The organism is Nocardiopsis sp. Huas11 (assembly GCF_003634495.1).
Lineage (GTDB): Bacteria > Actinomycetota > Actinomycetes > Streptosporangiales > Streptosporangiaceae > Nocardiopsis.
In genome coordinates, this window is sequence record NZ_RBKY01000001.1 from 1,675,492 (window position 1) to 1,699,828 (window position 24,337).

The 24,337-nt window shown below is 68.3% G+C and carries 19 protein-coding genes; 6 read left to right on the forward strand and 13 right to left on the reverse strand.

Going from position 1 to position 24,337, the window contains the following annotated elements; translation table 11 throughout:
- Positions 1 to 69: 69 nt before the first annotated feature.
- The 8 genes from drmB to DFP74_RS07510 all read right to left on the reverse strand — a co-directional run bounded on the left by drmB (position 70) and on the right by DFP74_RS07510 (position 11,607).
- Entirely contained in the window at positions 70 to 1,995 is a 1,926-nt protein-coding gene (gene drmB, locus DFP74_RS07475) for a DUF1998 domain-containing protein (protein WP_121181026.1), read from the reverse strand.
- On the reverse strand, positions 1,992 to 5,540 hold the full coding sequence (locus DFP74_RS07480) for a helicase-related protein (protein WP_121181027.1): 3,549 nt from the start codon (positions 5,538 to 5,540) through the stop codon (positions 1,992 to 1,994). Before DFP74_RS07480 ends, drmB begins: the two co-directional genes overlap by 4 nt.
- Positions 5,537 to 7,249 carry a nuclease-related domain-containing DEAD/DEAH box helicase gene (locus DFP74_RS07485; protein WP_121181028.1) on the reverse strand — a complete coding sequence of 571 codons (1,713 nt, stop codon included), beginning with the start codon at positions 7,247 to 7,249 and terminating at the stop codon, positions 5,537 to 5,539. Before DFP74_RS07485 ends, DFP74_RS07480 begins: the two co-directional genes overlap by 4 nt.
- Positions 7,237 to 8,859: a hypothetical protein gene (locus tag DFP74_RS07490; RefSeq protein ID WP_121181029.1), complete on the reverse strand. Its 1,623-nt coding sequence runs from the start codon at positions 8,857 to 8,859 to the stop codon at positions 7,237 to 7,239. The genes DFP74_RS07485 and DFP74_RS07490 overlap by 13 nt, the downstream gene beginning before the upstream one ends.
- Positions 8,856 to 9,728 (reverse strand): hypothetical protein, encoded by an 873-nt coding sequence (locus DFP74_RS07495; RefSeq protein WP_121181030.1) that lies wholly within the window; start codon positions 9,726 to 9,728, stop codon positions 8,856 to 8,858. Before DFP74_RS07495 ends, DFP74_RS07490 begins: the two co-directional genes overlap by 4 nt.
- A gap of 288 nt (positions 9,729 to 10,016) precedes the next feature.
- Positions 10,017 to 10,286, reverse strand: a complete 270-nt coding sequence (locus DFP74_RS34225) for a hypothetical protein (RefSeq protein WP_233570852.1) — start codon at positions 10,284 to 10,286, stop codon at positions 10,017 to 10,019.
- A gap of 56 nt (positions 10,287 to 10,342) precedes the next feature.
- Entirely contained in the window at positions 10,343 to 10,747 is a 405-nt protein-coding gene (locus DFP74_RS07505; protein ID WP_121181031.1) for a DUF397 domain-containing protein, read from the reverse strand.
- Entirely contained in the window at positions 10,744 to 11,607 is an 864-nt protein-coding gene (locus DFP74_RS07510; protein WP_121188103.1) for a helix-turn-helix transcriptional regulator, read from the reverse strand. The genes DFP74_RS07505 and DFP74_RS07510 overlap by 4 nt, the downstream gene beginning before the upstream one ends.
- A 338-nt stretch (positions 11,608 to 11,945) precedes the next feature.
- On the opposite strand from DFP74_RS07510, the gene DFP74_RS07515 reads away from it, so the two are divergent.
- Positions 11,946 to 12,395: an ATP-binding protein gene (locus tag DFP74_RS07515; protein WP_233570853.1), complete on the forward strand. Its 450-nt coding sequence runs from the start codon at positions 11,946 to 11,948 to the stop codon at positions 12,393 to 12,395.
- 142 nt (positions 12,396 to 12,537) lie between these two features.
- Complete coding sequence (locus tag DFP74_RS07520) at positions 12,538 to 12,966, forward strand: hypothetical protein (RefSeq protein ID WP_121181033.1); 429 nt, start codon at positions 12,538 to 12,540, stop codon at positions 12,964 to 12,966.
- A gap of 73 nt (positions 12,967 to 13,039) precedes the next feature.
- Here the strand turns inward: DFP74_RS07520 and DFP74_RS07525 are convergent, their stop codons facing one another.
- Positions 13,040 to 13,402, reverse strand: coding sequence for a hypothetical protein (locus DFP74_RS07525; RefSeq protein ID WP_121181034.1), 363 nt, complete (start codon positions 13,400 to 13,402; stop codon positions 13,040 to 13,042).
- 81 nt (positions 13,403 to 13,483) lie between these two features.
- Positions 13,484 to 14,254 carry a L,D-transpeptidase gene (locus DFP74_RS07530; protein WP_121181035.1) on the reverse strand — a complete coding sequence of 257 codons (771 nt, stop codon included), beginning with the start codon at positions 14,252 to 14,254 and terminating at the stop codon, positions 13,484 to 13,486.
- Between the two features lie 273 nt (positions 14,255 to 14,527).
- On the opposite strand from DFP74_RS07530, the gene DFP74_RS07535 reads away from it, so the two are divergent.
- Together DFP74_RS07535 and DFP74_RS07540 are read left to right on the forward strand one after the other, a co-directional pair.
- The gene (locus tag DFP74_RS07535) at positions 14,528 to 15,256 is read left to right on the forward strand and encodes a response regulator transcription factor (RefSeq protein WP_233571312.1); all 729 of its coding nucleotides are present in this window, start codon (positions 14,528 to 14,530) and stop codon (positions 15,254 to 15,256) included.
- Positions 15,237 to 17,519, forward strand: a complete 2,283-nt coding sequence (locus DFP74_RS07540; protein WP_121181037.1) for a HAMP domain-containing sensor histidine kinase — start codon at positions 15,237 to 15,239, stop codon at positions 17,517 to 17,519. Before DFP74_RS07535 ends, DFP74_RS07540 begins: the two co-directional genes overlap by 20 nt.
- Before the next feature lie 82 nt (positions 17,520 to 17,601).
- Here DFP74_RS07540 and DFP74_RS07545 read toward each other — a convergent pair whose 3' ends face one another.
- From DFP74_RS07545 to DFP74_RS07560, 3 genes are all read right to left on the reverse strand, one after another.
- Positions 17,602 to 18,372, reverse strand: coding sequence for an ABC transporter ATP-binding protein (locus DFP74_RS07545; protein WP_121181038.1), 771 nt, complete (start codon positions 18,370 to 18,372; stop codon positions 17,602 to 17,604).
- Between the two features lie 6 nt (positions 18,373 to 18,378).
- Positions 18,379 to 20,790 (reverse strand): FtsX-like permease family protein, encoded by a 2,412-nt coding sequence (locus tag DFP74_RS07550; protein ID WP_121181039.1) that lies wholly within the window; start codon positions 20,788 to 20,790, stop codon positions 18,379 to 18,381.
- 169 nt (positions 20,791 to 20,959) lie between these two features.
- On the reverse strand, positions 20,960 to 21,622 hold the full coding sequence (locus DFP74_RS07560) for a TetR/AcrR family transcriptional regulator (protein WP_121181041.1): 663 nt from the start codon (positions 21,620 to 21,622) through the stop codon (positions 20,960 to 20,962).
- A 256-nt stretch (positions 21,623 to 21,878) separates the two neighbouring features.
- On the opposite strand from DFP74_RS07560, the gene DFP74_RS07565 reads away from it, so the two are divergent.
- On the forward strand, positions 21,879 to 23,114 hold the full coding sequence (locus DFP74_RS07565; protein WP_158612974.1) for an MFS transporter: 1,236 nt from the start codon (positions 21,879 to 21,881) through the stop codon (positions 23,112 to 23,114).
- A gap of 76 nt (positions 23,115 to 23,190) precedes the next feature.
- Complete coding sequence (locus tag DFP74_RS07570; protein WP_121181043.1) at positions 23,191 to 24,228, forward strand: nitronate monooxygenase; 1,038 nt, start codon at positions 23,191 to 23,193, stop codon at positions 24,226 to 24,228.
- Positions 24,229 to 24,337 lie beyond the last annotated feature (109 nt).

Consider the following 24,337-nt stretch of genomic DNA (forward strand, 5'->3'; position numbering starts at 1 on the left):
GGGGATTCCCTCAGCACTCAAGCAGTACCACCACTGGCTCCGGGCTGTCGGTATTCAACCAAAGAGCCCCTAGATCGAGAAGTAACCCATGCCCGGCTCTTTGAGCGAGCCAACCACCAGACCCCGGTCGAGTAGCTGGTTGAACTTCTCGCAGGAGGTCTCTGGCAAGAGGGCGCATGAGTGGCACGCTGCCAAGTTGCAGGAGCCAGGCCCCTGGCCGGTCTCACCGAGTTCCATACAGATGGGGTCGGTGGAACACCACTCAGCGTTGTCCAGCGCCGAGGCCCAGACGTGCTCCAGGTTACCTGGTTTACCCATCCGGACCAGGCCGCCCATGGTGCCGTCGGCATCGCCAGCCGCAGTGTAGATCAACATCCCGGCCATGGGACGCTCTTCACCGTCGGAGACGAAGAGCCGTTCCCGCAGAGAGGCTGTGCTGTATCCGCAGTCGAAGATGAGCTGGTTAATGAGCAGATGCGCGATGGTGTGTACTAGTACAACTCTGGGGGTGACGTCGTCAGGGTTCCCCAGGGCCTCATGGAACCGAGAGGACAGGTTGGCAGTACGGGCTCGCACGTCCGCGCGCCCTTCCCACTCTCGAAGCCGATTGCCGTCGAGTTCGAGGTAGATCCCCTCACCCTTGACGGTGTAGGCGGGCAGCCAGTCGTGTCCGGTTCGGGCCGGGTAGCGACGAAGGCGGGACTTGCCCACTTCTAAGGTCACGTTCTGGGAGGTCACCCTGGTGAAACCCCACAGGGCTCGAGTCTCTCGCAGGACCTCGACCAGCCGGACCCGGGAGAAGGCATCCCTGACGACGTCGCCGTAGTCCTCTTCCCTGGGTTTCGCGACTACCAGGTTGGGGTTGTCCATCTCATCGCGCAGGCGTGCGTACTCAGGGCGCCGCCAGTCGGCGGGGGAAATGGTATCGAGCGAGTACTCCGCCTGATCGCCTTGCTCACCGGGACGCTGGTGCTTGCCACCGAGGATCTCGTTCAGCGCCGCCTCGATCTGCTCCGTACGGTAGCAGGACAAGGCGTCGCTCGTGTCCATCCTGAGGAGAGTGTCAACCCTAGGGGCGTGGGGGGAGGTCTTGAGGAGAGTCAAGGCCGGACTGAACTGTGCCCCAGTAAGCAACCGCAAGAGCGCCTCAGGCACCGTGCTGGACCCCTGGGGCAAATAGATAGAGCTCTCTACCAGGGGGAAGTAGACATTGGAGGACCCGCGGAGACTACCTCGGACCGGACGGCCGCAGGCCTCCTCTGCTTCGCCCAGCCAAGGGCGCCAGCCCCGGCAGGTGTACTCCGCCTTCGACTTGTCCAGATCCCTGCTCAGCACGGTGGTCGAACCGTCCTCTGTCCCTACAGACACGGCCGTAGTGACCCCGGTCAGACTCCGTTCGGCCGAGCAGGTGTCGCAGTGCACCTTCTGGTTGGCGAGGGAGCCTCCGCCCGAGGACTTCAACCGGAGCACGGCATTGCACCCCGGCTCGGCGCTCCCGTGCACCCACTCTTCCCACGGGAAGTCGCCCAGATGTCCCTCCTCGCAGATCACGACGAACGGCACTTGGGCCATGACTGGGCCCTTGCCCCGCCGTCGCCTGGACCGGGCCCCCTCGGAATGTGATTCGTCCTCGCAGTGCAGCCGACCCCTGAAGTGATAAGGGCGTTTGACAAGCCGCCTGCAGTAAGCACAGAAGTTCCAGCCGGGGAACCTCAGGAAAGGAATGCTCAACCTGAGGTTGTGCCTCTTGTCTGGGTCCTCATGGGAGGTGATGTAGGGCGGCGGCGCCTGGAAGTAGTCGACCTTCAGCCGGTTCCGCAGACGCCACTCCTCGATACGGAACTCAGCGGGATTGACCTCGTCGTCCTCCCTCGCAGGCCGGAACCAGTAGTCCAGCCCCGCTGAGATCACGGAGGTCCCGTCCACCAAGACGGTCATGGCACCCACACCGAATGGGGAGATCAACTGAGACCGGCGGATGCTGCCACTGGTCATGACTGCCCTTCCTGGTGGTAGTCCTGAGTAATCGTGACACGGCACTCGGTATCCACGTCGCGCATAGAAGTGGGGACCTCCCAGTACCTGCTCGGAACTGAGTCCGGGGCGGGTTTGCCCGCATAGCGCATGAGCCCGTTGAGCGGGTCACCACTGTAGGGATTGGCCTCCCAATCGGTGGGCTGCCAGGCCCGCCACTCCTCCTCCGCGCGCTCCAACTCGGCCTGTACCGCCTCGTACTCCTCGGGGTCGACGACCTCAACCCGCTCTTGCAGGAGAGCGGTGGTCTTCCGCACCAAGTGCTCAGGGTAGGGGAAGGGCTTGAGACTGTCCGGCTGGGTCAGCCGGATGTGTGCGATCACCGCGGCGTGCAAGGCACGGCGGGTGACCGGTTTGGCGAACGGGGTCACACTGGTGGGTTCCACCTGGGCGTATAGGCGCTCGTGGTAACTCCGGAAGCGCTCGAAATGGGAACGGTCCCGGGGTTTGGCCGCCCCGTAGAGCATGACCACCAGGCCCGGCCGCTCGAACCACCTGCGGCCCACCCGGCCCGTCACCTGGATGTACTGAGCCGTGGTCTTGGGCTGGCCCACGACCGTCATCAGCGACAGGCGATCGATATCCACCCCGACCTCGATGATGTTGGAGGCAAGGCACACGTCCACAGCCTGTCCGGACTCGTAGGCAGTGCTGAGCTCATCGATTGCCCGGGGGATCTCGTCGTTGCGGCGGCGGCCGGTCAGTTCCATAACGTTTCGCAGGTACCGGACCGTGTCCAGGCGCTCGCGGCGGCGGATACCCCGCAGGTAATCGGGGATGTCCGACTGCAGGAGAGACAACGAGTTGCCCAGTTCCCGGAAACTGTTGAGGAAGCACACGTTGGTCCACCACGGGTCCCGCTGCTCCTCATCGAGGTTGGCCGCGGTATGCAGCAGCGCTGACTTCGCACGCACCTGCAGGGTCTGCATAGATCCAAGTGTGGGGGCATGGACTCCGACATAGCGGCGCCCAGGCAACAACTGGCCCGCCTCGTTACGCGCCCAGGTGGAGAAGTAGGAATCACTGGCTTCAAGGCCGGGCGGCGGGAACAAGGCGACACGTTGGCGCGCGTAGACCGCTTGGGTCTGTTCTCGGTAGTTCATGATGGTGGCGGTGGATGAGACGATCTTCGGCTTACTGGCCCTCTCCTGGGAGTGATCGATGCACAGAGCTTCCACAATCCCTTCGTACAAACCCACCATGGAACCCAGAGGACCGGAGATCAGATGGAATTCGTCCTGGATGATCAGAGACGGAGGCGAAGTACGACGGTTCCCGTCAGGACCGAGCCCGAAGAGAGCACGGGCTTCCGGGCGCCATGGCAGCATCGCGAACTTGTCAACGGTGCCGATCACCATGGAGGGCGGGCTCTCGTAAATGTCCTCGTCCACCACCAACAGAGGAAGCCCGTCCCTGAACGGGCACCGGCGGTCCGGGCACTTGAGGACCACCTTGTTCCCCTCCTTGACGTATCCGGGGATGATGGCCGGCTGGCGCCTGACCCCACTTCGGGGCGCCGCCTTGCGCTGGGCCTCAGTGGGGCCCATAGTCGCAGCGCACCAGGGGCAGCGGGTGAGGAGAAACTTGTTGGCCGCTGTGGCGGGTTCCTTGCACAGTTTCTGGTGGAGTTTGACTGACCCGTACTGCCCGTCGTGCCTGTTCGGTGTGGTCGCGCTGCCCAGCCACACGCCGATGCTGAAGGAGTCCCCGCCCAGATCACGCTCAGGGCGCCGGTCTCGGATCCGTTCCATGGCGCAGATCAGCGAGGAGGCGCGGAGGAACTGCTGTGCGGTGAGCAATCGCAGTGTGTACCGCATGAGGACGTCGGTGCCAATGTCCCTCGGATCTCGCAACCGTCGCAGAAACATGGCGAAGGACGCCGCACCGAGATAGGCCTCGGTCTTGCCGCCTCCAGTGGGAAAGAAGATCAGATCGACCAGCTCCCGGTCCTCGTCGTGGCAGTCAGCGATCGACACCAGGACCGACAACAGGAAGGCGATCTGGAACGGCCGCCACTTTCCGCGGTCCACAGGGACTTCACCGGTGGGGAAGGGCTCGTCGATCCGGAGCCCGGCCGGTTCCACTATGGTCGGACGCGGCGTCAGCGCCGCACGCGCCTGTTGATCCAGCATGGCCCGGTTGGCCAGCCGGAAGGCGGTCGCCACCTCAGGGTCGCTGTGCACCCGCCGCCAGCCCCGACGCATCCGCCCCAGAACGGCCTCGCAGTCCGCCATGTGCCGTTCGGCCGCGGCCCGATGCCGTTCGGGCAGATCCCCGATCTCCCGCCGTTTCCGCTTGATCCAGCCGTCGTAGCCGTCCAGCAGCTGTTTGACCTGCTCGTTGGCTTCCTTCCAGCGCTCACGGTCGGCCAGTGGGCGCATGTCGACGGTGAGTTCCCGATCGGCGCCAGGACGCCGGTCGGTGCAAGGGAGCAGGATCGTCGGGGTAATACTGGGAGCCTCGTAGGAGGGCAGGCACTCGGCCCTGACCCAAGACACGGTCTCGCCTGGTTCCTTTTCCCAGTCGGCGGCGCACCCGTGGCCGAGCGCGAAGGTCTGGTGCCGACGGTAGAGGAGCGCGATGGATTCCGCCTCCTCCGCCGGAGCCAATTCCTGCCTTTCCTCGTCTTCGGCACCGCCGGTGCGCAGCTCCGGGTAGGGGGCGAAGGCGGCGCCCTCCGCTATCACGTCGAAGCCCGCTTGGAAGAGGACCCGGTCGTCGCTCCTGCGGCCGGTGGTCTCGGACCTGTTGGTGAGGACGAACGTGATGAGGTGGTTACCGTCAATGGTGCGGCTGAAGGCGTCGACGTCGATACTCAACGTGCCTTCGTTCACCAGTTCGGGACCAGTCGTCGGTGTGACCTTTCGGCGCCTCCCCTCCTCGACGCGCAGGTCCTCAGCAGCGAAGACCGCAGTCACGGTGACCGGCTTGCGCACCCAGCACGGGTATTCCTTTCCCCCCTTCTGCTGCGTCACCGTCAACTTCTCGTACCTGCCCATCTCCGCGCGCACGACCAGCCGCGCGCCGTCCGGTAGATCGGCGTTGACCGACACCCCTAGGGAAGAGGGGTCGAACGCGTTCGCCAGGCTCAGGTCGAGATCCTCGTCGGCACTGTCGTCAGTGCTGCCGCTGACCGGGGCGAGCTTCTTGAAGTGTTGCTCCATGACCGTGTCGGAAATGGAGGGCTCACTGAGTTCACCGGTCACGGTGAGACCGGGGGTACCTCCGACTCTGGATTCTTCAGACTGCCCTGCGCGCGTACCCTCGGAGTCCTTGAGGGCTGGGTAGAGCACGCCGACGCCGTATCGGTTGGTCGGTCGGACACCAGTCAGGATCTCCTCGCCGGTCTCGGCGTCAAACCAAACCTTAGTGGCCGCCTCCTCATCGGGAACTACAGGCCGGTCCGGGTCGATGGGGAGGCGTCCGGGGCGGCGTGGGCCCGGGCCCACGAGCTCATGCACCAGTCCCCGGTGCATGTCCTCGCGGGACTCGTGAAAGGTGGTCACGTGTGGTCCTCTCCGCCGGTCATGGCCTGCAACATGTCACCGACCGCTTTCTTGTGCGCGAGCACCACAAGCCGGTCCGCTGCCCTGCTCATCCCGATGTAGAGCAGGAATCGGTAGCGGTCTGAGTCCGCGGAATCGATGTCGGTAATGACAACGGCTGGTGCGTCCAACCCCTTGAACGCGTGCACGGTGCTGTAGGAGGTGCGCTTTCCGTGTCGGCCGTAGGGGGCGATTCGGCCACTCGTCGCGCTGTCGCGCATGCGCATGACCATCCCGTCCTTTCTCGGGGAGAGCACGACGATCTGCTCTGCGGGGTAGTGGTTCTCGCGCAGCTCTTTCAGAGCAGAGATCAGGTGCCCTTCCTGCTCCCGGTCATCGCTGTAGGCGAGCACTGTGACGTCGATCTCGTCATCCGGGCGCCGGAATCCCGCGTAGAGCCCTTCAAGCCCACAGGCTTTCATGGCCATATGCCCGATCCGGGGGGTATTGCGGCAGTTCCGGTAAAGGCGGTGCTGGTGGTGTTGGGGTGAACGCTGATCGAGCAGTACTCGACCATCCTCGGACCCGTAGATCGCCTGTTGGTCGAAGTCACCGAACATGAGCCAGTTCCCGCCGGCCAGCCCGCCCGGCACCAGCAGATCCAGAAGGTCCAGGTAGCTCTCGTGGGCGCATAGGTCCTGTGCCTCGTCCACGATCAGCAGATCGCACTCCCAACCACCGTTTTCCAGCAGGATGTTGGCTGCCAGTTCCGGGAGCTCCTCCTCCCACCATTGCCTGCCGGGAGACGGGGGCGCATGGGCACCGGTCACCTCCAGCATCAGGCTGTGCAGCGTGGAGACGGATACCTCGGGGCTATCGCCTAGCGTGTCGGCCATCCACCCTGCGAGCGCATTGTTGAAGCAGAGCACGCGGACCTTGAGCCCTTTGCCAGTCGCACGCCTAGCGGCCTCCACGGCCAGGAAGGTTTTGCCGGTACCGGCGGCCCCGGTGAAGAGGACACGGCGTTGGTCCTCCATCACGTCTAGGGCCTCCAACTGCTCGTCCAGGAATCTGACCCGTTCGGTGTCACGGGCTTCCCGGATGTCTGCGGGGAGAACTCCAGCCTCAAAGGTGGGTCGCAGCTCCTGCGCGATCCGTCGGCACTGGGCGGTGTCGGGGCCCGTAGCCGAGGCGGCAAAGCGCGAAGTCTTCTCCGCTAGATGGTCCCGGTTGTGACGCATAACCTCGGCCAGGGTCGTGGAGACCGGCGGTCTGAGGTCTGCGCGGTCGAGCAGTTGCCAGTCATGCCACTCCAGATTCGTGCCCAGGACGGACGCGTTGGCGCTGGTGAACCATACGGCCCATCCCAGGGGGACGTCACGCAGGTCCATTCCCTTGCGATGGAGGAACTCGAGAATGCTGTACATCTGGCCCTTTGCCTGACCGAAAGGACTCCGCTGGGTTGGTGCGTCGCTGCCCAAGTGCCACAGGCCCTCCCCGTCTCGGCGCACCCTGCGATGCGACTTGACCTCGAGGCAGAGCACTCCCAGCTCCGGTGCGATGACGACGAAGTCCGCCTCTCCCGCTACTTGGCGCTGGTGCTTGGCGATGTCCAAGGAATGGAGGACGGTCCAGCCCTCGGTACCGGGGTCCTCTCGGAGCCGGTCGAAGAGCCGTTTCTCGCCCGGCGGCGAGTCTGGGTGGGGGACCGGCGGGATCATACGAGCCATGGGGTTCCTTGGACTCGGAGCGGACGTCGGACTATTGAGGAGGGGACCGACTTGGGATCGGGACTGATCGCCAGGACCTGAAAGGCCACCATCTCGGCCGTTTCGGGGAACTCTGGGAGGGCCAGGGCCTGATGGCCTTCGACACGCAACTGTGTGAGGTCCCTGGCCTCGGCTTCACCCTCCAAAGCCCGAGCCAGGCTGTGTGCCGCCCTGGAGTGAGCGCTGCGCAGGAACTTGCCGGCTTCCACATAGCGTGCGGGTTCAGGCGCTCCAAGTGCTCGGAGCAGCGCCAGGAAGTCTTGGTCGCGCTGTGGTCGCAGGCAGTCCTCAGTCAACCAGTACGCGGGGTTCACTGTGATCGCACCCTGATTGCGCACCCGTCGCTTGAGATCATCAGGCCCTTCACTCTTCAAAGCGCGGTCCAAGCGTGCTTTCCAGTCCGCTTGTAGTCGGCGGACCTCAGAGCGTTTAGAGCCCAGGTGAGTGTCTGTGACACGCCGGGGGACGGCCTGGCCTTCACCGTTAGCGCGGAGCAGTAGAAACATGCCTGGGGCGAGTTCGGCTAGGGGGAGGCTGACGATCCGCTCTCCTTCGGGAGCGTTCGGGAGCAGACGCCGGACGGCGTGGCCCTCTTCCGGAAGCCACGCGGCCCGGTCACCTCCGAGTAGGACCAGTCTCGCCGACACACGGTGAACCGTCTCTGTGCCCATCTCGAGTTCGTCATCCGGGTCGAACGCCCGGGTCCTGCGGATAATGGCCGACCAGTCGATTTCCGAGGTCAACTCCCCCGCTGGAATTGGCTCCCATTCCGCGCGGCCGGTAGCCGGGTGAGCCTCAGGTTCAGGTGCCGGGGACGGCACCGGGCGATTTTCCTCCACTGCTGGGATCGCCACGGAACGCACCTTGACAGTGATGGGGCGGGTCGGCCTCACCTCGGGGGCGAAGAGGCCGTGGAATTCGTCGTCATCCCGAATCCAGTCAGGTTGGATGATGACGGTCTCGTCCGCCCGCGACGCGGTGACCAGGGACGCGCCCAGCCAGGAGACAGGGCCCATCAGCACCGCGAAGTCCCATGTCCCCCTCGCCTGGTGGAGGTACTCTCGGGGGCTCAGTACTGGCCGTGGGTGGGAGCTCGAGGCCAGCCAGGAGCCGAGGGATACCGCGGTGCGGTGGTTGCCAATGACCACGCAAGTGCTTTCCGGGTCACCGACCTCCACACACTCCATCAGGGCATCGCGACGCGCCCGGTTGTTCGAAGACAGCAGAGCGGTTCTGGCGTCCATCATCTCTCGGAGAAGCTCTTCCCTGAAGGTATCGAGGCTGCCGAACAAAGGCGCGGTCAGTTCAGGCAGTGGCTTCAGGAGGTCGGCGGTGACGGAGTCAGGGGAGCTGAACGGCACGGGGTCGATCACACTGCGCCAGCGCGCGGCGACGGCGCGGCCAATAAGTTCACTCCACTCCAGGTCGGATGCCTCCTCCTCAAGGTCGTGGTGCAGATCCCCGACCGCCCGGACGAAGCGATGCCCGTTCCGGTCCGGGACCAAATGGCGGGTGACCGACGGCCGCCGGGCGGTGCAGTAGAGAGCGTCGGTAGCAAAAAGCGGATTCATTCGTCCCTCCCGAAGGCCAGGAGTTCACATCCGGGAGGCGGAGACCAGGACACGTCGGTCGGCCCCAACGTGTCGAAACCGCTGTGAGCACGGTTCTGCAGCAGAGTCTGGGCCGCCCATTCTGCACCGGGGGCCGACCTGTCCAGGACCGAAAGAACCACGGGCGCCCGGCACTCGTGAAGCCACTGACTCGTGGCCCGGGCTCCGTTGAGGATAATGAGCTCGGGTGGGTGCTCCCAGGGTTCCCAGGCAGGAGCGTCCGTGTCGACCGAGGCGAAGAAACTACGCCAGCCCAGGGGATCGTCTTGGCGGTGGGGCCGGACGAAAGCGCTCAGAGGGAAGGGCTCCTGCTGGCCCGTGGGAGTGATGGCGACGTCGATCTCCTGGGACAGTCGGCTCACTGATCCGATGACAACTAGCGTCTGACTCCACGAGGTGATGAATGGCAGTGGCTCACGGCCGTTCAGGGCACTTCTGAGCTGGCGCGTCTCGGGGGAGTCCAAGATCGGGGTGAGAGGAAGGTTCACGTCCTTGATGCCCACCCCCGGCGGCAGGGGCCGGACCTCTTCGAGGCGCTCGGGCTGGAAAGTCGCCATCGACGTGCAGATCCGGCCTCCCGGACCCGTCCCGTAGTACTCACCCACGACTACGTTCTTAGTGAATCGAAACCAGGCCCTGCGGCCTGGGGCGAGCTGTTCCAAGGGGATATCAGGGACCGCGGACGGATCGGCGCCACCGGCATGGAAGTAGCGCGCCCACGTGAACCCGAAGGAGATCGCTGCGGCACTCATGCCCAAGCTCGGGGCGGACACCGCAATCACCAGCTTCTGCCAACGCCGCGGTGTCGCCCTCCCCAAGGCCAGGTCCATGCCTAGACGCATCCATGTCATGAACCAGGCGGGGACGGGGGTATGTCTCCCGTCGGGGTGCTGGACAGTGAAGAGGGGAACCTGTTGGAGGGGTTCGTCGTGGGGGGACAACCGCCGCCTTTCTCGGGGCTTGCGCCGACCTCTCCGGGGTTGCCTTGAGCGGGGAGAGACAGTTTCCCGGGAAAGGAATGAACGGCAAGAGTGGTGGGCAATCGCAAATTTAGTCTAGCACGCACGCCTGATGTGTTTGGGATGTTCCATAATTCGCGGTTGACGTGTAAAAATGCATTATGGTGCGGCTGCGTCGCCGAAGTTGGCGTTGCGTTGCCATAAGGCACACAATGTTATGTGGTCGATGCGGAAATGCCCCGCGGTACCAAGAACCCGGCTCAGAATCGCGATCACCGCTGCTGAGGGCAGGGTGACGGCGTGGTGTTCGAACCTGCGGCCGGAGGGGGTGGTGATGTCGGCCTTGCTGAACCGCACCCACGGGTTGTCGTACAGGGTGCGCTCGCCGTGCACCACCCAGCGGCCCTGGCTCTCCTCGGTTCGATCCATGTCTCGAAACTACCGCGACGCACGCATCGCGGAGTTGCGCGGCCGCCAGTACGCAGTCAGCTGACGAGCGTGCCGCGAGGGTCGCCGCTGCGGAGTTCACCGGCTTCGACGCCGAGCTTGAAGGCTTCCCACTCGTCCCGGTCGTAGACGATCGTCGGGGCACCTACGTTGCTCGTTTCGGTGAGGGTGAAGCCTCCGTCAGAGGTGAAGGCAGCCGCGACTTCGCCAACCCCCGTTCTCTCCCCCCGCGCCACCAGGGCGCAGAACCCGTCCCAGTCGGCTCTCGGGAAGATCAGCGTGGGGCTGGCGGCTGCTAGTTCGTGTTTGCCCACCACGGTCCAGTCGCCGAAGCGCTTGATGCCGACGCAGGAACCCTGGCCACCGGAGAACGAGGACTTGGTGAACGACTGCTCGGTGATCTCGGCTGACGTGGGGCGGGGGTCGCCTGAGGGGTGAATCATGACGGCAGATCCTCCATAACCTTCTTGATGTACTGCTTGCTCTGGGCCGTGGACATCGCGACGTCGACGATGTGATTCCACAGTTGCTTGTGCCGACGGATCTCGCGGGCCTTGTCCAGATACAGGTTTCCACCCTGGCCCTCGATGTAGATCATCTCGGGCTCATCGGGCTCGAAGTCCAGGATGGTGAACGGGCCGCTCAGCCCAGCGTGGGCGCCCACGCTCTCCGGGATGATCTGGATGTTCACGTTCGGACGCTCGGTGATCTTCAACAGGTGCTGGAGTTGCTCCCGGTGCACCTGGGTGCCGCCTATGGGCCTGCGAACAACGGTCTCGTCCATGACGACCCACAGGTTCAGTGGATCGGGCTCGCGAGTCAGGACCAGTTGGCGGCGTGTGCGGAACTCGACCAGTCGCTCGACGTCCTCAGCTGGCTCCTGAGGGTTGGTGGCCGCGAGGAGTGGGCGCATGTGCCCCTCGATCTGGAGCAGCCCGTGCATGAGGTGCGTCTCGTAGACGCGCAGGCTCGTCGCATCCTCCTCACGTCCGACATAGATGTCGAACTTGGGCGGCATCACGCTCTCGAAGTCGGTCGTCCAGTGGCGTGACTTGGCGTCCGCCGCCAGTTGGCGAATCAGCTCGCGTTCCCTCTGGTCATCGACCTGAAAGAGCTCGAAGAGATGGTCGAGTTCGAGCTTGCTGGGGATGGCGTGCCCGCCCTCCATTCGGAAGACCTTGGGATCCCCGCATCCGAGTTCGTTGGCGACCTGCTTGCCGGTGAACCCGGCCTTCGTGCGCTGCTCCTTCAACCAGAGCCCCAGCTTGCGTTTGCTGCCGGCCGGGCCACGTGCTCGCGCCACGTTCCTCCCCATCCTCGTCGCCGGTCGCGGAGCAACCGGTGCATCCCGTGAAGCCCCGTGTCTGGGTGGCCCCAGGGCTGATGCTACAGAACTCATCACAGAAAGCTTCTTGAAAAAGATTTCTGAGAACGCTTGCTGAAGAAGGTTCCACGATGGATGATCATCATGCAGCGTGTCAGCGCGATCACATTAGGTGCCGACTTCTCATGGGTCTGCGCATGCTCACGGTCGTGACACGCCTTGTCAAAACCCCTGTTGGTGGAGGAGAACCAGCGATGGCGAAGCCGAGCAAGCGGGTCCCAGGTAGGCCGAACGGCAACCGGCGGGTGGTGGGTGGGATGCCGGTACGGAAGAAGAACCGCTGGCGCGGAGAGTGCACGGGCTACTTCGACGGGCGGGTCGACCAGGTCAAGCGGATCCGTGAGTGGTGTCAGAAGGCCGTCCGCATGGACGACGAACGGGCCGCGCCGGTCCTGCTCATCGTCAGCGAGCTCGCCACCAACGCGATCCAGCACTCGGCCTCCGGAGACCAGTACGGGCGGGTCAGGGTCACCGTGGAGGTCATGCCCGGCGACTTCGTCCTGCTGAGGGTGATCGACGACGGCGCCCGCGCGGGCCGCCGGGTCACCCGACCCTGCATCCCCACCCCAGCCGACGAACCGAGCGTCGGCGGGCACGGCCTGGCCCTGGTCTCCGCGCTCTCCGAGAAGTGGTGGTGGACCGACCACCCCCAAGGGCTGGCCGTGTGGGTGTTGATCGACCCCAATCGCTCAGCCGACGAGGACTGACCCCGAGTCACGAAGGCGGGAAGCGCAGCCCTGCGGGGCCATTGACACTCGCCCCGACCAGCAGACATGAAGATGCCCCGTCCGGTGATTGCAGCCACCGGGCCGGGGCGCGACAACCACCTGATAGCGCAGGAAGTCATCCATGGATCAGCCTAACGGCCGCCATCGTCGGCCGCACCAAAGCCTGGCCGCACAGGTCTGGGCCGTCGCGGCCACGCTGCTCGCGGCGGCTCTGATGTTCGTCTTCGTCCCCCACCGACCGCAGCGGGAACAGCTCGCGCTCCCCCCGCTCCCCCGACGCCGCCAACTCGCGGCCGCACCCGTACCGGCCCCGGCCCCCGAAGAGAACAGGACCGACGAGCCGGACGAGAGCCCAGGGCCGGTGGTGCGCCCCTACATGCCTCCGCCGCCCCCACCGCCCGAGCTTCGACCGCTCATTCCCCGGCCCCGCGCACCCGAAGGCGACCTACTGGCCACGCCACAGGCCGCCGCACCGCCCGTCCCCAGCGATCCGGACGACTTGAGCGACCTCACCCAGGCGATCCGCACGTATCTCGCGATGACTCGCTGACCAGCGGCATCCGGGAACGCAAAGGCCCGTGGGCCGGTCCTCGGACCGGCCCACGGGTCGCACTACGCCGGGATCAACCGGTGTAGTTCGGGTCGGCCGGCTGGGGCTGGGCCGGAGGAGCCCCGTTCCCAGCTTCATCCGCGCGCTCCTCGTCGCGCGCTTCCTCCCACTCGGCGATGATCTCCTCGCACGTCGCGCCGTTCCCCAGGTCGATCTCCTCCTCCGGAGTCCAGGGGGCGCCGCGCTCATCGAGCATGGCCTGGCACTCTTCGTCGGTCGGGAGCATGGGGTCCGGCGAGGCCTGCTCGGGCGCCGACTCCACTGGGGAGGGGGCGTCGGTGGGATCCGGGGCCACTTCTTCGGCGAAAGCCGGGGCGGCGCCGAACAGGGCCGCCGCCGTGATTCCGGTGATCAGCAGGTAGGACTTCAGTCGCATGGTCGACCTTTCGGTTGTCTGTGTGGTTGATCGACGGCGCGGTACCGCGCCGCGGCGATCGGGAGTGGGGGAAACGGGACGTCAGGAGATCTCGACCGGGGTGCCGATCGGCAGGTTCTCGGCCATCCAGGTGATGTCCTCGTTGGACACCCGGACGCATCCGTGGCTCACCTGCTGCCCCAGCGCGCTCTCGTCGTTGGTGCCGTGCACCGCCAACTGGCCGGGGCCGCCCGCGAAGGTCTCCAGGGACTCCGAGAACCCGCTCAGCCCGAACGCGTACACGCCGTAGTCGCCATCGGGGTCCGGAGGCTGGAGGAGTTCGGTGAAGTAGTACCGGCCCGGCGGGGTGGGGGTGTCGTTCTCCCCCGTGCCGATCACGCCGCTACGCACCTCCTCTTCACCGTCGTGGACGGCGAACTCGAACCCAGCCATGTCGATCTCAACGCGGAAGTCGGTGCCGCTCAGCGACACCTCGTCGCTGCGCACCCAACCGGTGGTGCCGTTCGGGCGGACCGGCAGGAGAACTTCCAGCCACTCGCCCTCGTTGCTCTCGACGAGGAAGGCGCGGTCCTCACCGAAGTCGTTGGGGCTCGCGAGCGTCTCCAGCACCTCGCCGCCGTCCTTCTCCGTCATCACCTCGATCTCGCTGCCGGTGACCGTGGCGATCTCGGCAGCGAGCGGGGCTGACGCCTCCTCCGCGCCCGCGGTGTCGGCGGCGGTGCCCTCGGACTCCTCCGGGGAACCGGACGAGCAGGCCGTCAGCGCGGCCAGGAGCGCGGCCGCCGCCAGCGGCGTCAGGACCTGGCGGTGCCGGGTCCGTGCCGGGTGCGGGGCGAGTGGAGATCGAAGCATGGGGAACCATCCGGGTTCTTCTCACGGGACGCGGCCGTTCGGGCATCGCCCGGTTCCCGACCGCCTTCGGAACATGTCCGGTGAGGCGCGCCCCCACCGGACGAACCGAACACTGGCGTACGAATGTGAAGAAGTCGTGTTCCCGTCATGTGCCCGCGATGTTCTGACCTGGGGTGCCTTCCCCACGCCCTGATGGGCCCCGCATTCGGCCGCATACGATCGGTCCACACCCAGGCCCCCAGGCCCCCGAGCGGAGGTATCCACGTGGCCCATGTGCTCGTCGCCGAGGACGACGTGAACCAGGCGGACCTCATCCGGCGTTACCTGGAACACGAGGGACACCGCGTGAGCCTGGTCCACGACGGGCGCGCGGCCGTGGCCGCGCACCACCGCGACCGGCCCGACCTGGTGGTGCTGGACGTGATGATGCCGATCATGAGCGGCCTGGAGGCGTGCCGCGCCCTGCGCGCCGAGTCCGACGTCGCGGTGCTGATGCTCACCGCCCGCGCCACCGAGGAGGACCTGTTGACGGGGTTGGACCTCGGAGCGGACGACTACGTCACCAAGCCCTACAGCCCGCGCGAGCTGATGGCGCGGGTGCGCACGCTGCTGCGCCGGGCGCGGCGCCCGGCCGGCGGGGCCGAGGGGGCCGGGGCCGCGGTCCCTGCGGAGGCCGACCCCGTCCTGCGGGCGGGGGCACTGGCGGTCGATCCGGCCCGCCGCACCGTCCACCTGGGCGGGGAAGCGGTGTCCTGCACCCGGGCGGAGTTCCAACTGCTCGCGGCGCTCGCCGCCCAGCCAGGGCGGGTGTTCACCCGCGCCCAGCTCCTGGAGCACATCCACGGCATCAGCCGGTTCATCACCGAGCGCACCATCGACGTACACGTGAAGAACCTGCGCCGCAAGCTCGAACCGAACCCGCGCAGGCCCGCGTCGCTGGTCACCGTGTACGGGGTCGGGTACAAACTGATCGGGCCCGCCGATGACACCGCCCCGGCGTAGGGAGAAGGCGCGGCACAGCGCCCGGCAGCAGGACACCGACCGGCCGCGGCACAGCGACCGGCCACGGCACACCGACCGGCAGCAGGACATCGACCAGCGACAACGCCCCGACCGACCGCGGCGCAGGACCTCCCTGCGGCACAGCCTGCGCGCCCGCCTGCTGGCGAGCTCGGTGCTCGTCGCGGTCTGCTCCATCACGGCGACCGCGTGGCTGGCCGTCCAGGGGACCTCGGAGTCCCTCAGCGTCGAACAGGGGGAGACCCTGGCCTCCGACACCCGGATCCACGACGAACTCGTCGGCTACGCCGCCACCCACCCGAGCTGGGAGGGCGTCGACGCGACCGTCCAGGAGCTCTCCGAGCAGACCGGTCGGCGGATCGCGCTGGCCACGGAGAACCGCCGGCCCATCGCCGACTCCGCCGAGTCCGGGTCCGACTCCCCGGCCGCGCTGCCGCCCCGGGCCTCCTCCGTCGTGGACCCGCTCGCGGTGGACGTGACGCTGGTGCCCGAGGGGGTGGACCGCATCGATCCGCGCGCGGTGGGGCCCTTCGCCCTCAACCCCGAAGACCGGGCGCGGCTGCTCGAGCTCGCGGAGGAGGGCACCGCCTGCCTCATGGAGCTGTACGGGATCACCGCCGAGGTGGAGGTGGGACCGAGCGGACGGCCGTCCGTGACCGCTTCGGAGTCCGACCAGGGCATGTGGGCCGACATCTGGTTCGACTGCGGGCTCGAGCTCCTGGACGAGCCGGTCGGGACCGAGCGCGACGCGCTCGCGGCTCTGGCCGGACTCACCGAGCCGTGCCTGGACCCGGGGGGCGAGGGGGTGGAGTTCCGGATGGACGGTGCGACCGGTCTCCCCGAGGCGGTCCCCGCGAGCATGACGCCCGAGCGCGCCGACCCCGTGGCCCCATCACCCGCCGACGACGCCCGTGCCCCCCTGGAGCCGGGGGACGCCAGTCCTCCCCCTGCGGATCCGAGCGAGGAGCCGGGGTCGGGGGCGGGCCCGGTCGAGGAGGAGTGGGGGCCGGTCGGCGGAAACGGAGCCCCGGACGAGGCGCCGCAGACCACGGACGAGGGGGAACGCGCGCTGGAGGAGGAGCGGGAGGCCGAGGCGCAGTTGCTGGATGAGGAGCGGACGGCCCTTGAGGAAGAGCCGCTGCTCCCGGAACCGGATGGCGCGTGGGCCGGACCGGTCTCACCTGAGCTGGACCAGCGCAGCGCCGACTGCGTCGACTCCGCCCGGCGGGAGCTGCTCGACCCGCACGTGGCCCCGGCCGCGCTCCTGTTCATCGACGATCCGGCCGAGGACCCGGCCGCCGGGCTGTCCCTCTCCCGTGAGGGCGTGCTGCGGGTCTCCAGCGTGGTGCTGCTGGTGCTGGTGCTGACCGTCGGGGTGAGCGTGACCGTCTCGACACGGCTGGCGCGTCCCGTCCGTGCCCTCACCGGCGCGGTGCTGCGCATGCGCGCGGGCGAGGGCGCGGGTCGGGTCGAGGTGCGCGACTCCGGCGAGCTCGGCCAGCTGGCCGCCGCCTTCAACGAGATGTCCGAGCACCTAGAGCGGTTGGAGGAGCAGCGCAAGGCCATGGTCAGCGACGTCTCGCACGAGCTGCGGACCCCGCTGAGCAACCTCCGGGGCTGGTTGGAGGCGGCCCAGGACGGTGTGGCCGACCTCCAGCCGGAGCGGATGGAGATGCTGGTGGGCGAGACCCTGCTCCTCCAGGCGATCATCGACGACCTCCAGGACCTGGCGCTGGCCGACGCCGGCAAGCTGCGGCTGTCGCCGGAGCCGGTGGAGGCCGGGTCCCTGGTCGAGCAGGTCGTGGCGAGCCACCGGCTGCGCGCGGACGAAGCCGGGCTGCGTCTGATCGTCGAGGCGGACGGGGTCGTGCTCCGGGCCGACCGGACGCGGTTGGCGCAGGCCGTGGGGAACCTGGTCGGGAACGCGCTACGGCACACCTCGGCGCCCGGGACCGTGACGGTTCGAGCGCGCCGTGAGGGTCCGGACGCGGTGATCGAGGTCGCCGACACCGGGGCCGGGATCGCCCCGGAGGACCTGCCGCAGGTGTTCGACCGGTTCTGGCGGGCGGAGAAGTCCCGGAGCCGGCAGACCGGCGGGAGCGGCCTGGGGCTGGCCATCGTGCGCAACCTCGCCGAGCTGCACGGCGGTTCGATCACGGTGGAGAGCACGCTCGGGGTCGGCTCGACGTTCACGCTCCGACTCCCGCTGTCCGGGCCCGAACGGACCCGTACCCCCACCCCCTGAACCCGGCCGGGCCGACACCGACGCCATCACGCGCCGCGCCGGGGGCACGCGCCCCCGGCGCGCCGCCGCACCGGCCGAGCGCTCAGAACCCCATGTCCCGCAGCCACGCGTACAGCTCGTCCTCGCGTCGCGACGACCGCTCCGCGCTCCACGTCCCCAGGTCGCGCGAGTCCACCACCAGCCCGTCCCGGAGGTAGATCACGCGGTCGGCCCGGGCGGCGCAGGCGGGGTCGTGCGTCACCATGACGATCGTCGTCCCCTCGCGGTGCACGTCGGTGAGCGCGTCCATGACCTCGGTCGACATGCTGCTGTTGAGCGCCCCGGTCGGCTCGTCGGCGAACAGCACCGCCGGTTCGCACGCCAGCGCCCGGCAGATCGCGGCCCGTTGCAGCTGCCCTCCGGAGACCTGGGTGATGCCGTGCCGCTGGACGTGCGCGATGCCGAACCGCTCCAGGAGCGCGTCCACGCGGGCGATCGCGACGGCCTTCTCCCGGGGCGCCGCCTTGAGCGCGGGCAGGAGGACGTTGTCCCGGATGCTCAGGTTGGCCAGGAAGTACGCCTGCTGGAAGATGAACCCCATCCGGGTCAGCCGGACACGGCTCATCTCCCTGTCGCTCAGCGAGGTCAGGTCCCGTCCCTCCAGGGCCACGCTCCCGCCCGTCGGGCGGTCCATCCCGCTGACGTTGTAGAGCAGCGTCGACTTCCCGGAACCGGACGCGCCCATCACGACGAGGAACTCGCCTCGCCCGACGGTCAGGTCGATGCCGTCGAGCACCCGGCTCGGTGGATCGGTGGAGTAGTAGGTCTTGGTCAGTTCCCGGGATTGCAGCATGGCGGCGCCGGCGATCGGCATCGGTTCCTATCCTCCTGTCAGCCACGTGCTCTTGTCTGCGTGGCGTAGCCGTGCGGTGCGCAGTACCGCGCCGAGGTATCCGGCGCCGATCAGGACGGCCGGGTAGGCCGCGTACACGAGCAGCGGGTTCGTGATGAAGTCCAGGTCCACGACCCCCAGCCCGGACAGGGAGAGGAGCCCGCTGACGAGGGACTCCCCCGCCGTCGCCGTGAACACCAGGCCGAGCACGGTGCCCAGGGCCGCCGCCATGAGGATCTTGGCGCGGACCTGCGCGATGATCTCCCTGGTCGAGAAGCCGATGGCGGACAGCAGGCCCATCCTGGTCCGCTCCCTGGTCAGGCGCAGTTCGAGGAACATGACCGTGATCACCGTCGCGACGCCGAGCCCGAACACCCCGGCCAGGACCGCGGTGCTCCTGAAGGAGCCGGTCAGGTTCGACAGCGTCTGCCGGCCGTACTCGGGCATGGAGAGCACGGAGGCCTCCTGGAAGCGCTCGTCGTACTCGTCCACGACGGCCTGGAGGTCGGCTCCCTCCACCGCGTCCGCGTAGACCACGTGGCCGACCGCGCCGGTCGCCGCCTCGCCGTGCAGTTTGGCGCTGTGCCCGCCCCCGGTGATGTCCTGGTAGACGCCGCTGACCATGAGCGTGGTGGGTTCCCCGTCCCGGTGGATGGTCAGTTCGTCCCCGATCGGGACTCCGTACTCGTCCGAGGCCAGGACGGAGAGGGCGATCTGTCCTGGTCCGGGGCGCTCGCCCTGGAAGAACTCGATCGTGTCACCGGAGTAGTCGCCCACCTCGACCGGCAGCAGATCCCTCACCTGCTCCCCCTCGACCACGACGTCGACCTCGTGCGGCACGTGGGCGAAGGCGCGCACGTCCGTCAGCCGGTCGTCGCCCTCCATCGCCGAGAGCATGTCCGCGCGCACGGTGTCGACATCGTCGAAGAACTGCATGTCGGCGCGCAGATCGACCTCCGGAGCGCCCATGTACGTGATGAAGCGCGGGCTCTCGAACGTGCTGAGCATGTTCGTCGGGAGCACCATCAGGACGGTCGCGAGGAGGAAGACGATCGGGATGAGGACCCACTGCCCGCTCTCGGCGCGCAGGTCGAGCAGGGTCAGGCGTCCGCTGAGGTTCCCGCTCCGGTACGCGGTCAGGCTGGTCCGCCGGACCCGCCTCGCCTGCCGCTTGGCGCGCCGGGCGGTCTGCCGTTCGTCGTGGACGCTGCCGTGGACCAGGGCGCTCACGACCTGGATCCTGCGGACCCCGCCGAGGACGCCGCGGCAGATGCCGAGGACGGTCGCGTAGACGAACACCAGGGCGAGCACGGGCGCCAGGACCGTGACGGCGCTCGGCGGCGCCTCGACGTAGTTCACCTGGATGCCGCGGGTCAGCAGGCGGGTGGCGACCACGGCCAGGGCACCCCCGATGACGCACGCGAGGAGGGTCATCACACGGTACTTCGGCAGGTACAGGCCGGCGATGGTCCGGTGGGGGAGGCCGATGGCCTTCATCGCGCCGATCTCGCGGACCTCGTCCTCCAGCGTCCCGCGGATCACGAAGCGCAGGTTGAGCAGCGCGATGGCGATGAGGACCAGGCTCGCGAACGCCAGGGCCAGCGCCACCAGGCCGTCGCCGAGCGCGTAGATCAGGAGCATCAGCCGGTAGGTGATCGCCGGGCCGTCCTTCGGCAGCCCGTCCTCGGACTCGTACGCCCGCTGGAGGTCCGTGGAGGCGGCGGGGTCGGTCAGGCGGTACTCGACGATGATCTCCGGGCTGCCGCCGCCGGCCTCTTCCAGGGTCACCCGGTCCTCCTCGGCGACCAGGAACCGCGTGGAGGAGGACAGTGAGGACGCCATCTGCGCGTCGCGCACGAACCCCTGGACCTCCAACTCCCTAAGCTCGGAGTCGGTCCGCACGGTGAGTTCGTCGCCGACCCGCAGGTCGTACTCCTGCTGGTAGGCCACGGGCACGTAGACCTCGCCCGGGGCGGGTCGCGCGATCGCCCCGGTCTCGTCCAGCAGGAAGTCGAACTCGGCGTTCTGCGCCACGAAGAGGTTGTCGATCAGGCTGTCGGAGAGGTCGCCCGACTCGCCCGTGGCCGGACGCCGCCAGGCGATGGCGGCACTGTCGAAGCCGATCATCTCCTCGACGAGCCACGCGTCGACCTCCGGATGCTCCGAGGCGAACCGTTCCAGCGCGTCCGGGTCGTACTCGCCCATATGCATCTGGATGAAGTGCGGCGCCTTCGCCTCCTCGAAGAGCCGGTCGACCGATCCGACCAGGCGCTCCATGACCATGGCCCCGGTGGCCATCATGAACGCGCTGAGGACGAGGATCACGACGAGCGCGACGTTGACGCCCTTGTTGCGCCTGAGGTCGTTGAACGCATGCCGCAGGTTCAGCGAGGACTTCACGGCGCCACCCCGCTCGTGTGGCGAACGCGCCGTTCGTGTCGAGCTTCCATGGTCCGCATGCCCTTTCTTCGGGAGATCACGACGGCGAGGACGACGAAGAGGAGCCACGCCGAGAGCCCGAACGGGGTCAGGCCGTTCCGCGTCGCTTCGGCGGCACGCGTCGGCGGCGTCACCACGGTCGCTCGCCGGGTTCGGGCGCGCGGCGCCAGCCGTCGACGAACGCGCGCAGCCCGCGCTCGTACGCCCGGTCGGGGTCGTGTTCCCAGCCGTCGGCGAGCACGGCCGCCAGGTGCGGATGGGTCGAAAGGCTCAGCCCCGGGTCGCTGGGTTGGTCCGTCTCGCCGCCAACGGGCTCACCGGCCTCGGCCAGGACGTGCCCGGTGGTGTATGTCACCAGGATGTTCAGCAACTCGGCGGCGTCGGCGTTCGCGGGCATCCCGGCAGCGGCCAGGCGGCCGAGCATCCGTTCCAGGAGGGCGAAGAGCTCGGGTCCGGCCACGGGTCGGGTGCCCAGGATGACCACGGCGCGCGGATGGGCGCGGAGCGCGTCGCGGAGGGAGCGCATGACGCCGACGAGCTCGTCCCGCCAGGTGCCCGCGACGTCGATGCCGTCGACGTCGACGGAGCCCCAGATCACCTCGGTGATGCCGTCGAACAGGGCGGACTTGTTCGGCACGTGGCGGTACACGGCCATCGGGTCCACACCGAGTTCGCCGCCGAGGCGCCGCATGGTGAGCTTCTCCGGCCCCTCGCGGTCGACGATCGCGAGGGCGGCGCGAAGGACGGAGTCGCGGGACAGCGGCGGTCGGGCCGGCTGGGCGGCTGCGCTCATGGGTGCCTCCTGTCACGGTGCCGCGGCGGAACGGTGATCCGTTGCCCCGGCCCGATGTCTACTTTGTAGTCTACTTAGTAGAAAAAGTCTACTATTGCTGGTCGGAGCGACGCGCACGGGATTTTTCCGTACCGCCGCCGGGAAAAACACATGGCTCGCCGAAAGAACGGCGTGCTAGCGTTTCTCGTCACTCACGGAGATCCTCGCATCACCCGTGGAAGTGATATCCCGCCCTCACGAAACGGAAAGTCCCACCTTGGACGCGGCCACGGCATCGGGCGCCATTCCCCTGCGCAACCGCTACGCGCTCTTCACGCTGCTGTCGACCTGCGCCGACTTCGTCTACGGGGCGGTGTTCGTCACCGTGCTCCTGGACCGCGGCGTGCAGCCGTGGGCGCTGGGGTCGATGCTGGCCGCCAACATCGCGCTGGGCATGGTGCTGGAGGCGCCGAGCGGCGCGTTGGGCGACCGCTACGGGCACCGGCGGCTGCTGTGCGCGGGCCTGGCGGCGTGGGGCGCGGGGTTCGCCGTGTTCGGCGGCGCCGAGGCGATCGCGGCGACCGTGCTCGGCCTGGCCCTGGGGGTGTGCGGCCACAGCCTGCAGTCGGGCACGCTCACCGCCATCGTCATCAACCGGATCGGCGACCACGACCGCGCCTGGCGGGTGCGGCGCTCCGTGCGGCTGGGGCAGGTCGCCGGCCGCGGCGGCTCGGTGCTGGGCGCCGCGTCCGTCCTGGTCGGCGGCTCGTGGGCGCAGGCGGGCACGCTCGTGCTCGTCGCCGGGGCGGGACTGGTGGTGCTCGCCGCCCTGACGCCGCTGTGCTTCCCCGCTGACCGGCGGCGTCCGGGGGTCTCGGTCCTGGCGATCCTGCGCGAGTCGGTCGTGGCCATCGCCGGCCGGCGCTTCTGGCCGCTGGTGGCGCTGTCGGTGGCGACGGGCGTGGTGATGGCGACGCTCATCATGGCGTGGCAGCCGCTGCTGCGGGCCGCCTACGGCGAGGACGTGCGCCTCAACGGTCTGGTGCTGCTTCTCATGACGCTCGGGCTGATGGCGGGCGCGGCCTGTTCGCGCTTCACCGACCGGCTGCGGCCCCAGGTGTGGGGGCCGGTGTTCGCCGTCGCCACCGGGGCTCCCCTGGCCCTGCTCGCCTTCGGGTGGCTGCCGCTGGTCCCCGGGCTGGTCATCGCCGAATTCTTTCTCGGTGTGACGGGTGTGGTGTCCGCGGCCTGGCAGCAGCTGATGTATTCGGACGCCAACCGCAACACGATGTTCTCCGCGATGGCGGTCGTGAGCGGCGTCACGTACGCGGCCACGCAATGGTCGTTCGGGTGGTTGTGGGAGCTGAACGGAATTCCCATGACGATCTGCGTCCTGGTGGGCGTGAGCGCGGTGATCGCTCTGCTCACGCCGCTGTCGGCCCGTCTCTTCCCGGAGTCGGTCCGCGTGGGGTCCGCGCACGGGGAACCGCGGGCGGGCGAACACTCCGGTTGAGTGGGGCCGCCCCTTTTCCGGGCCGGGACAAGCGTCCCTGTTAGCCTTCCGGCACGGATGTGAAAGGCGGGCTCACATGGCTCTGAAGGACCTGCTCGCGGAGCGGCCGCTGATCCAGGCGCCGATGGCCGGCGGCGCGTCCACACCGGCGCTGGTGGCCGCGGTGGCCGGAGCCGGGGGCACGGGCTTCCTCGCCGCGGGCTACCGGACGGCCCAGGACGTGGCCGACCAGGTCCGCGCGGTACGGGAGGGCGGGACGTCCGCTTTCGGGGTCAACGTGTTCGTGCCCTCCCCCGCCGTCGCCGCTCCGGCGGAGCTGGGCGACCTGCGCACCGAGCTCGCCGCCGAGTCCCGCCGGTACGGCACCGAGCTCGGCGAACCGCGCCACGACGACGACGCGTGGCGGGACAAGATCGACCTGTTGTGCGACCTGGCCGTGCCCCTGGTCACCTTCACGTTCGGCTGTCCGGACGCCGCGGTCCTGGAGCGGCTGCGGCGCGCGGGTTCGGCCACGATGATCACGGTGACCACGGTGGCGGAGGCGCGCGTCGCCGTCGAACGGGGCACGGACGGGGTCTGCGTCCAGGGCCTGGAGGCCGGCGGGCACCGAGGCTGCTACGACCCCCGCACCGGCGGGGACCGGCCGCTGCCCGACCTGCTGCCCGACGTGGTCGAGGCGGTCGGCGTGCCGGTCGTGGCCACCGGAGGGCTGATGACCGGGGCCGACGTCGCGGCCGTGCTGGACGCCGGCGCCCACGCCGCCCAGCTGGGCACGGCGTTCCTGCGGTGCCCCGAGAGCGGTGCCCAGCCCGCGCACAAGGCGGCCCTGGCCGATCCGGACTTCACCGAGACCGCGGTGACCTGGGCCTTCACCGGACGTCCCGCCCGTGGCCTGGTCAACCGGTTCGTCCGCGAGCACCCCGGGGAGCGCTACGCCTATCCGGAGGTCCACCACATGACCAGGCCGCTGCGGGCGGCGGCCGCCGCGGAGGGCGATCCCGGCGGGATGGCGCTGTGGGCGGGTCAGGGGTTCCGCGCCGCCGAGGAGCGGCCCGCGGTCGAGATCGTCGCACGGCTGCGCGAGGAGGCCGCCGCCCGCGGGCGGCGGATCTGAGGCGAGGGACCGGGCGCGGCGCCGGGTACACGGTCGCGGTGGGTGCGCCGGGCATGGGTTCGGGGTCGTGGGACCGGGCACGGCACCCAGGGGTTCCGGCACCGCGCCG

Bases quoted from the DNA above. Each gene is read 5' to 3' on its own strand.
- DFP74_RS07520 (WP_121181033.1), top strand. From the start codon at position 12,538: ATGGATCAGCCTAACGGCCGCCATCGTCGGCCGCACCAAAGCCTGGCC.
- DFP74_RS07505 (WP_121181031.1), bottom strand. From the start codon at position 10,747: ATGATTCACCCCTCAGGCGACCCCCGCCCCACGTCAGCCGAGATCACC.
- DFP74_RS07570 (WP_121181043.1), top strand. From the start codon at position 23,191: ATGGCTCTGAAGGACCTGCTCGCGGAGCGGCCGCTGATCCAGGCGCCG.
- DFP74_RS07560 (WP_121181041.1), bottom strand. From the start codon at position 21,622: ATGAGCGCAGCCGCCCAGCCGGCCCGACCGCCGCTGTCCCGCGACTCC.
- DFP74_RS07530 (WP_121181035.1), bottom strand. From the start codon at position 14,254: ATGCTTCGATCTCCACTCGCCCCGCACCCGGCACGGACCCGGCACCGC.
- DFP74_RS07485 (WP_121181028.1), bottom strand. From the start codon at position 7,249: ATGGCTCGTATGATCCCGCCGGTCCCCCACCCAGACTCGCCGCCGGGC.
- DFP74_RS07545 (WP_121181038.1), bottom strand. From the start codon at position 18,372: ATGCCGATCGCCGGCGCCGCCATGCTGCAATCCCGGGAACTGACCAAG.
- DFP74_RS07525 (WP_121181034.1), bottom strand. From the start codon at position 13,402: ATGCGACTGAAGTCCTACCTGCTGATCACCGGAATCACGGCGGCGGCC.
- DFP74_RS34225 (WP_233570852.1), bottom strand. From the start codon at position 10,286: ATGGATCGAACCGAGGAGAGCCAGGGCCGCTGGGTGGTGCACGGCGAG.
- DFP74_RS07495 (WP_121181030.1), bottom strand. From the start codon at position 9,728: ATGGACCTGGCCTTGGGGAGGGCGACACCGCGGCGTTGGCAGAAGCTG.
- DFP74_RS07540 (WP_121181037.1), top strand. From the start codon at position 15,237: ATGACACCGCCCCGGCGTAGGGAGAAGGCGCGGCACAGCGCCCGGCAG.
- drmB (WP_121181026.1), bottom strand. From the start codon at position 1,995: ATGACCAGTGGCAGCATCCGCCGGTCTCAGTTGATCTCCCCATTCGGT.
- DFP74_RS07490 (WP_121181029.1), bottom strand. From the start codon at position 8,859: ATGAATCCGCTTTTTGCTACCGACGCTCTCTACTGCACCGCCCGGCGG.
- DFP74_RS07515 (WP_233570853.1), top strand. From the start codon at position 11,946: ATGCCGGTACGGAAGAAGAACCGCTGGCGCGGAGAGTGCACGGGCTAC.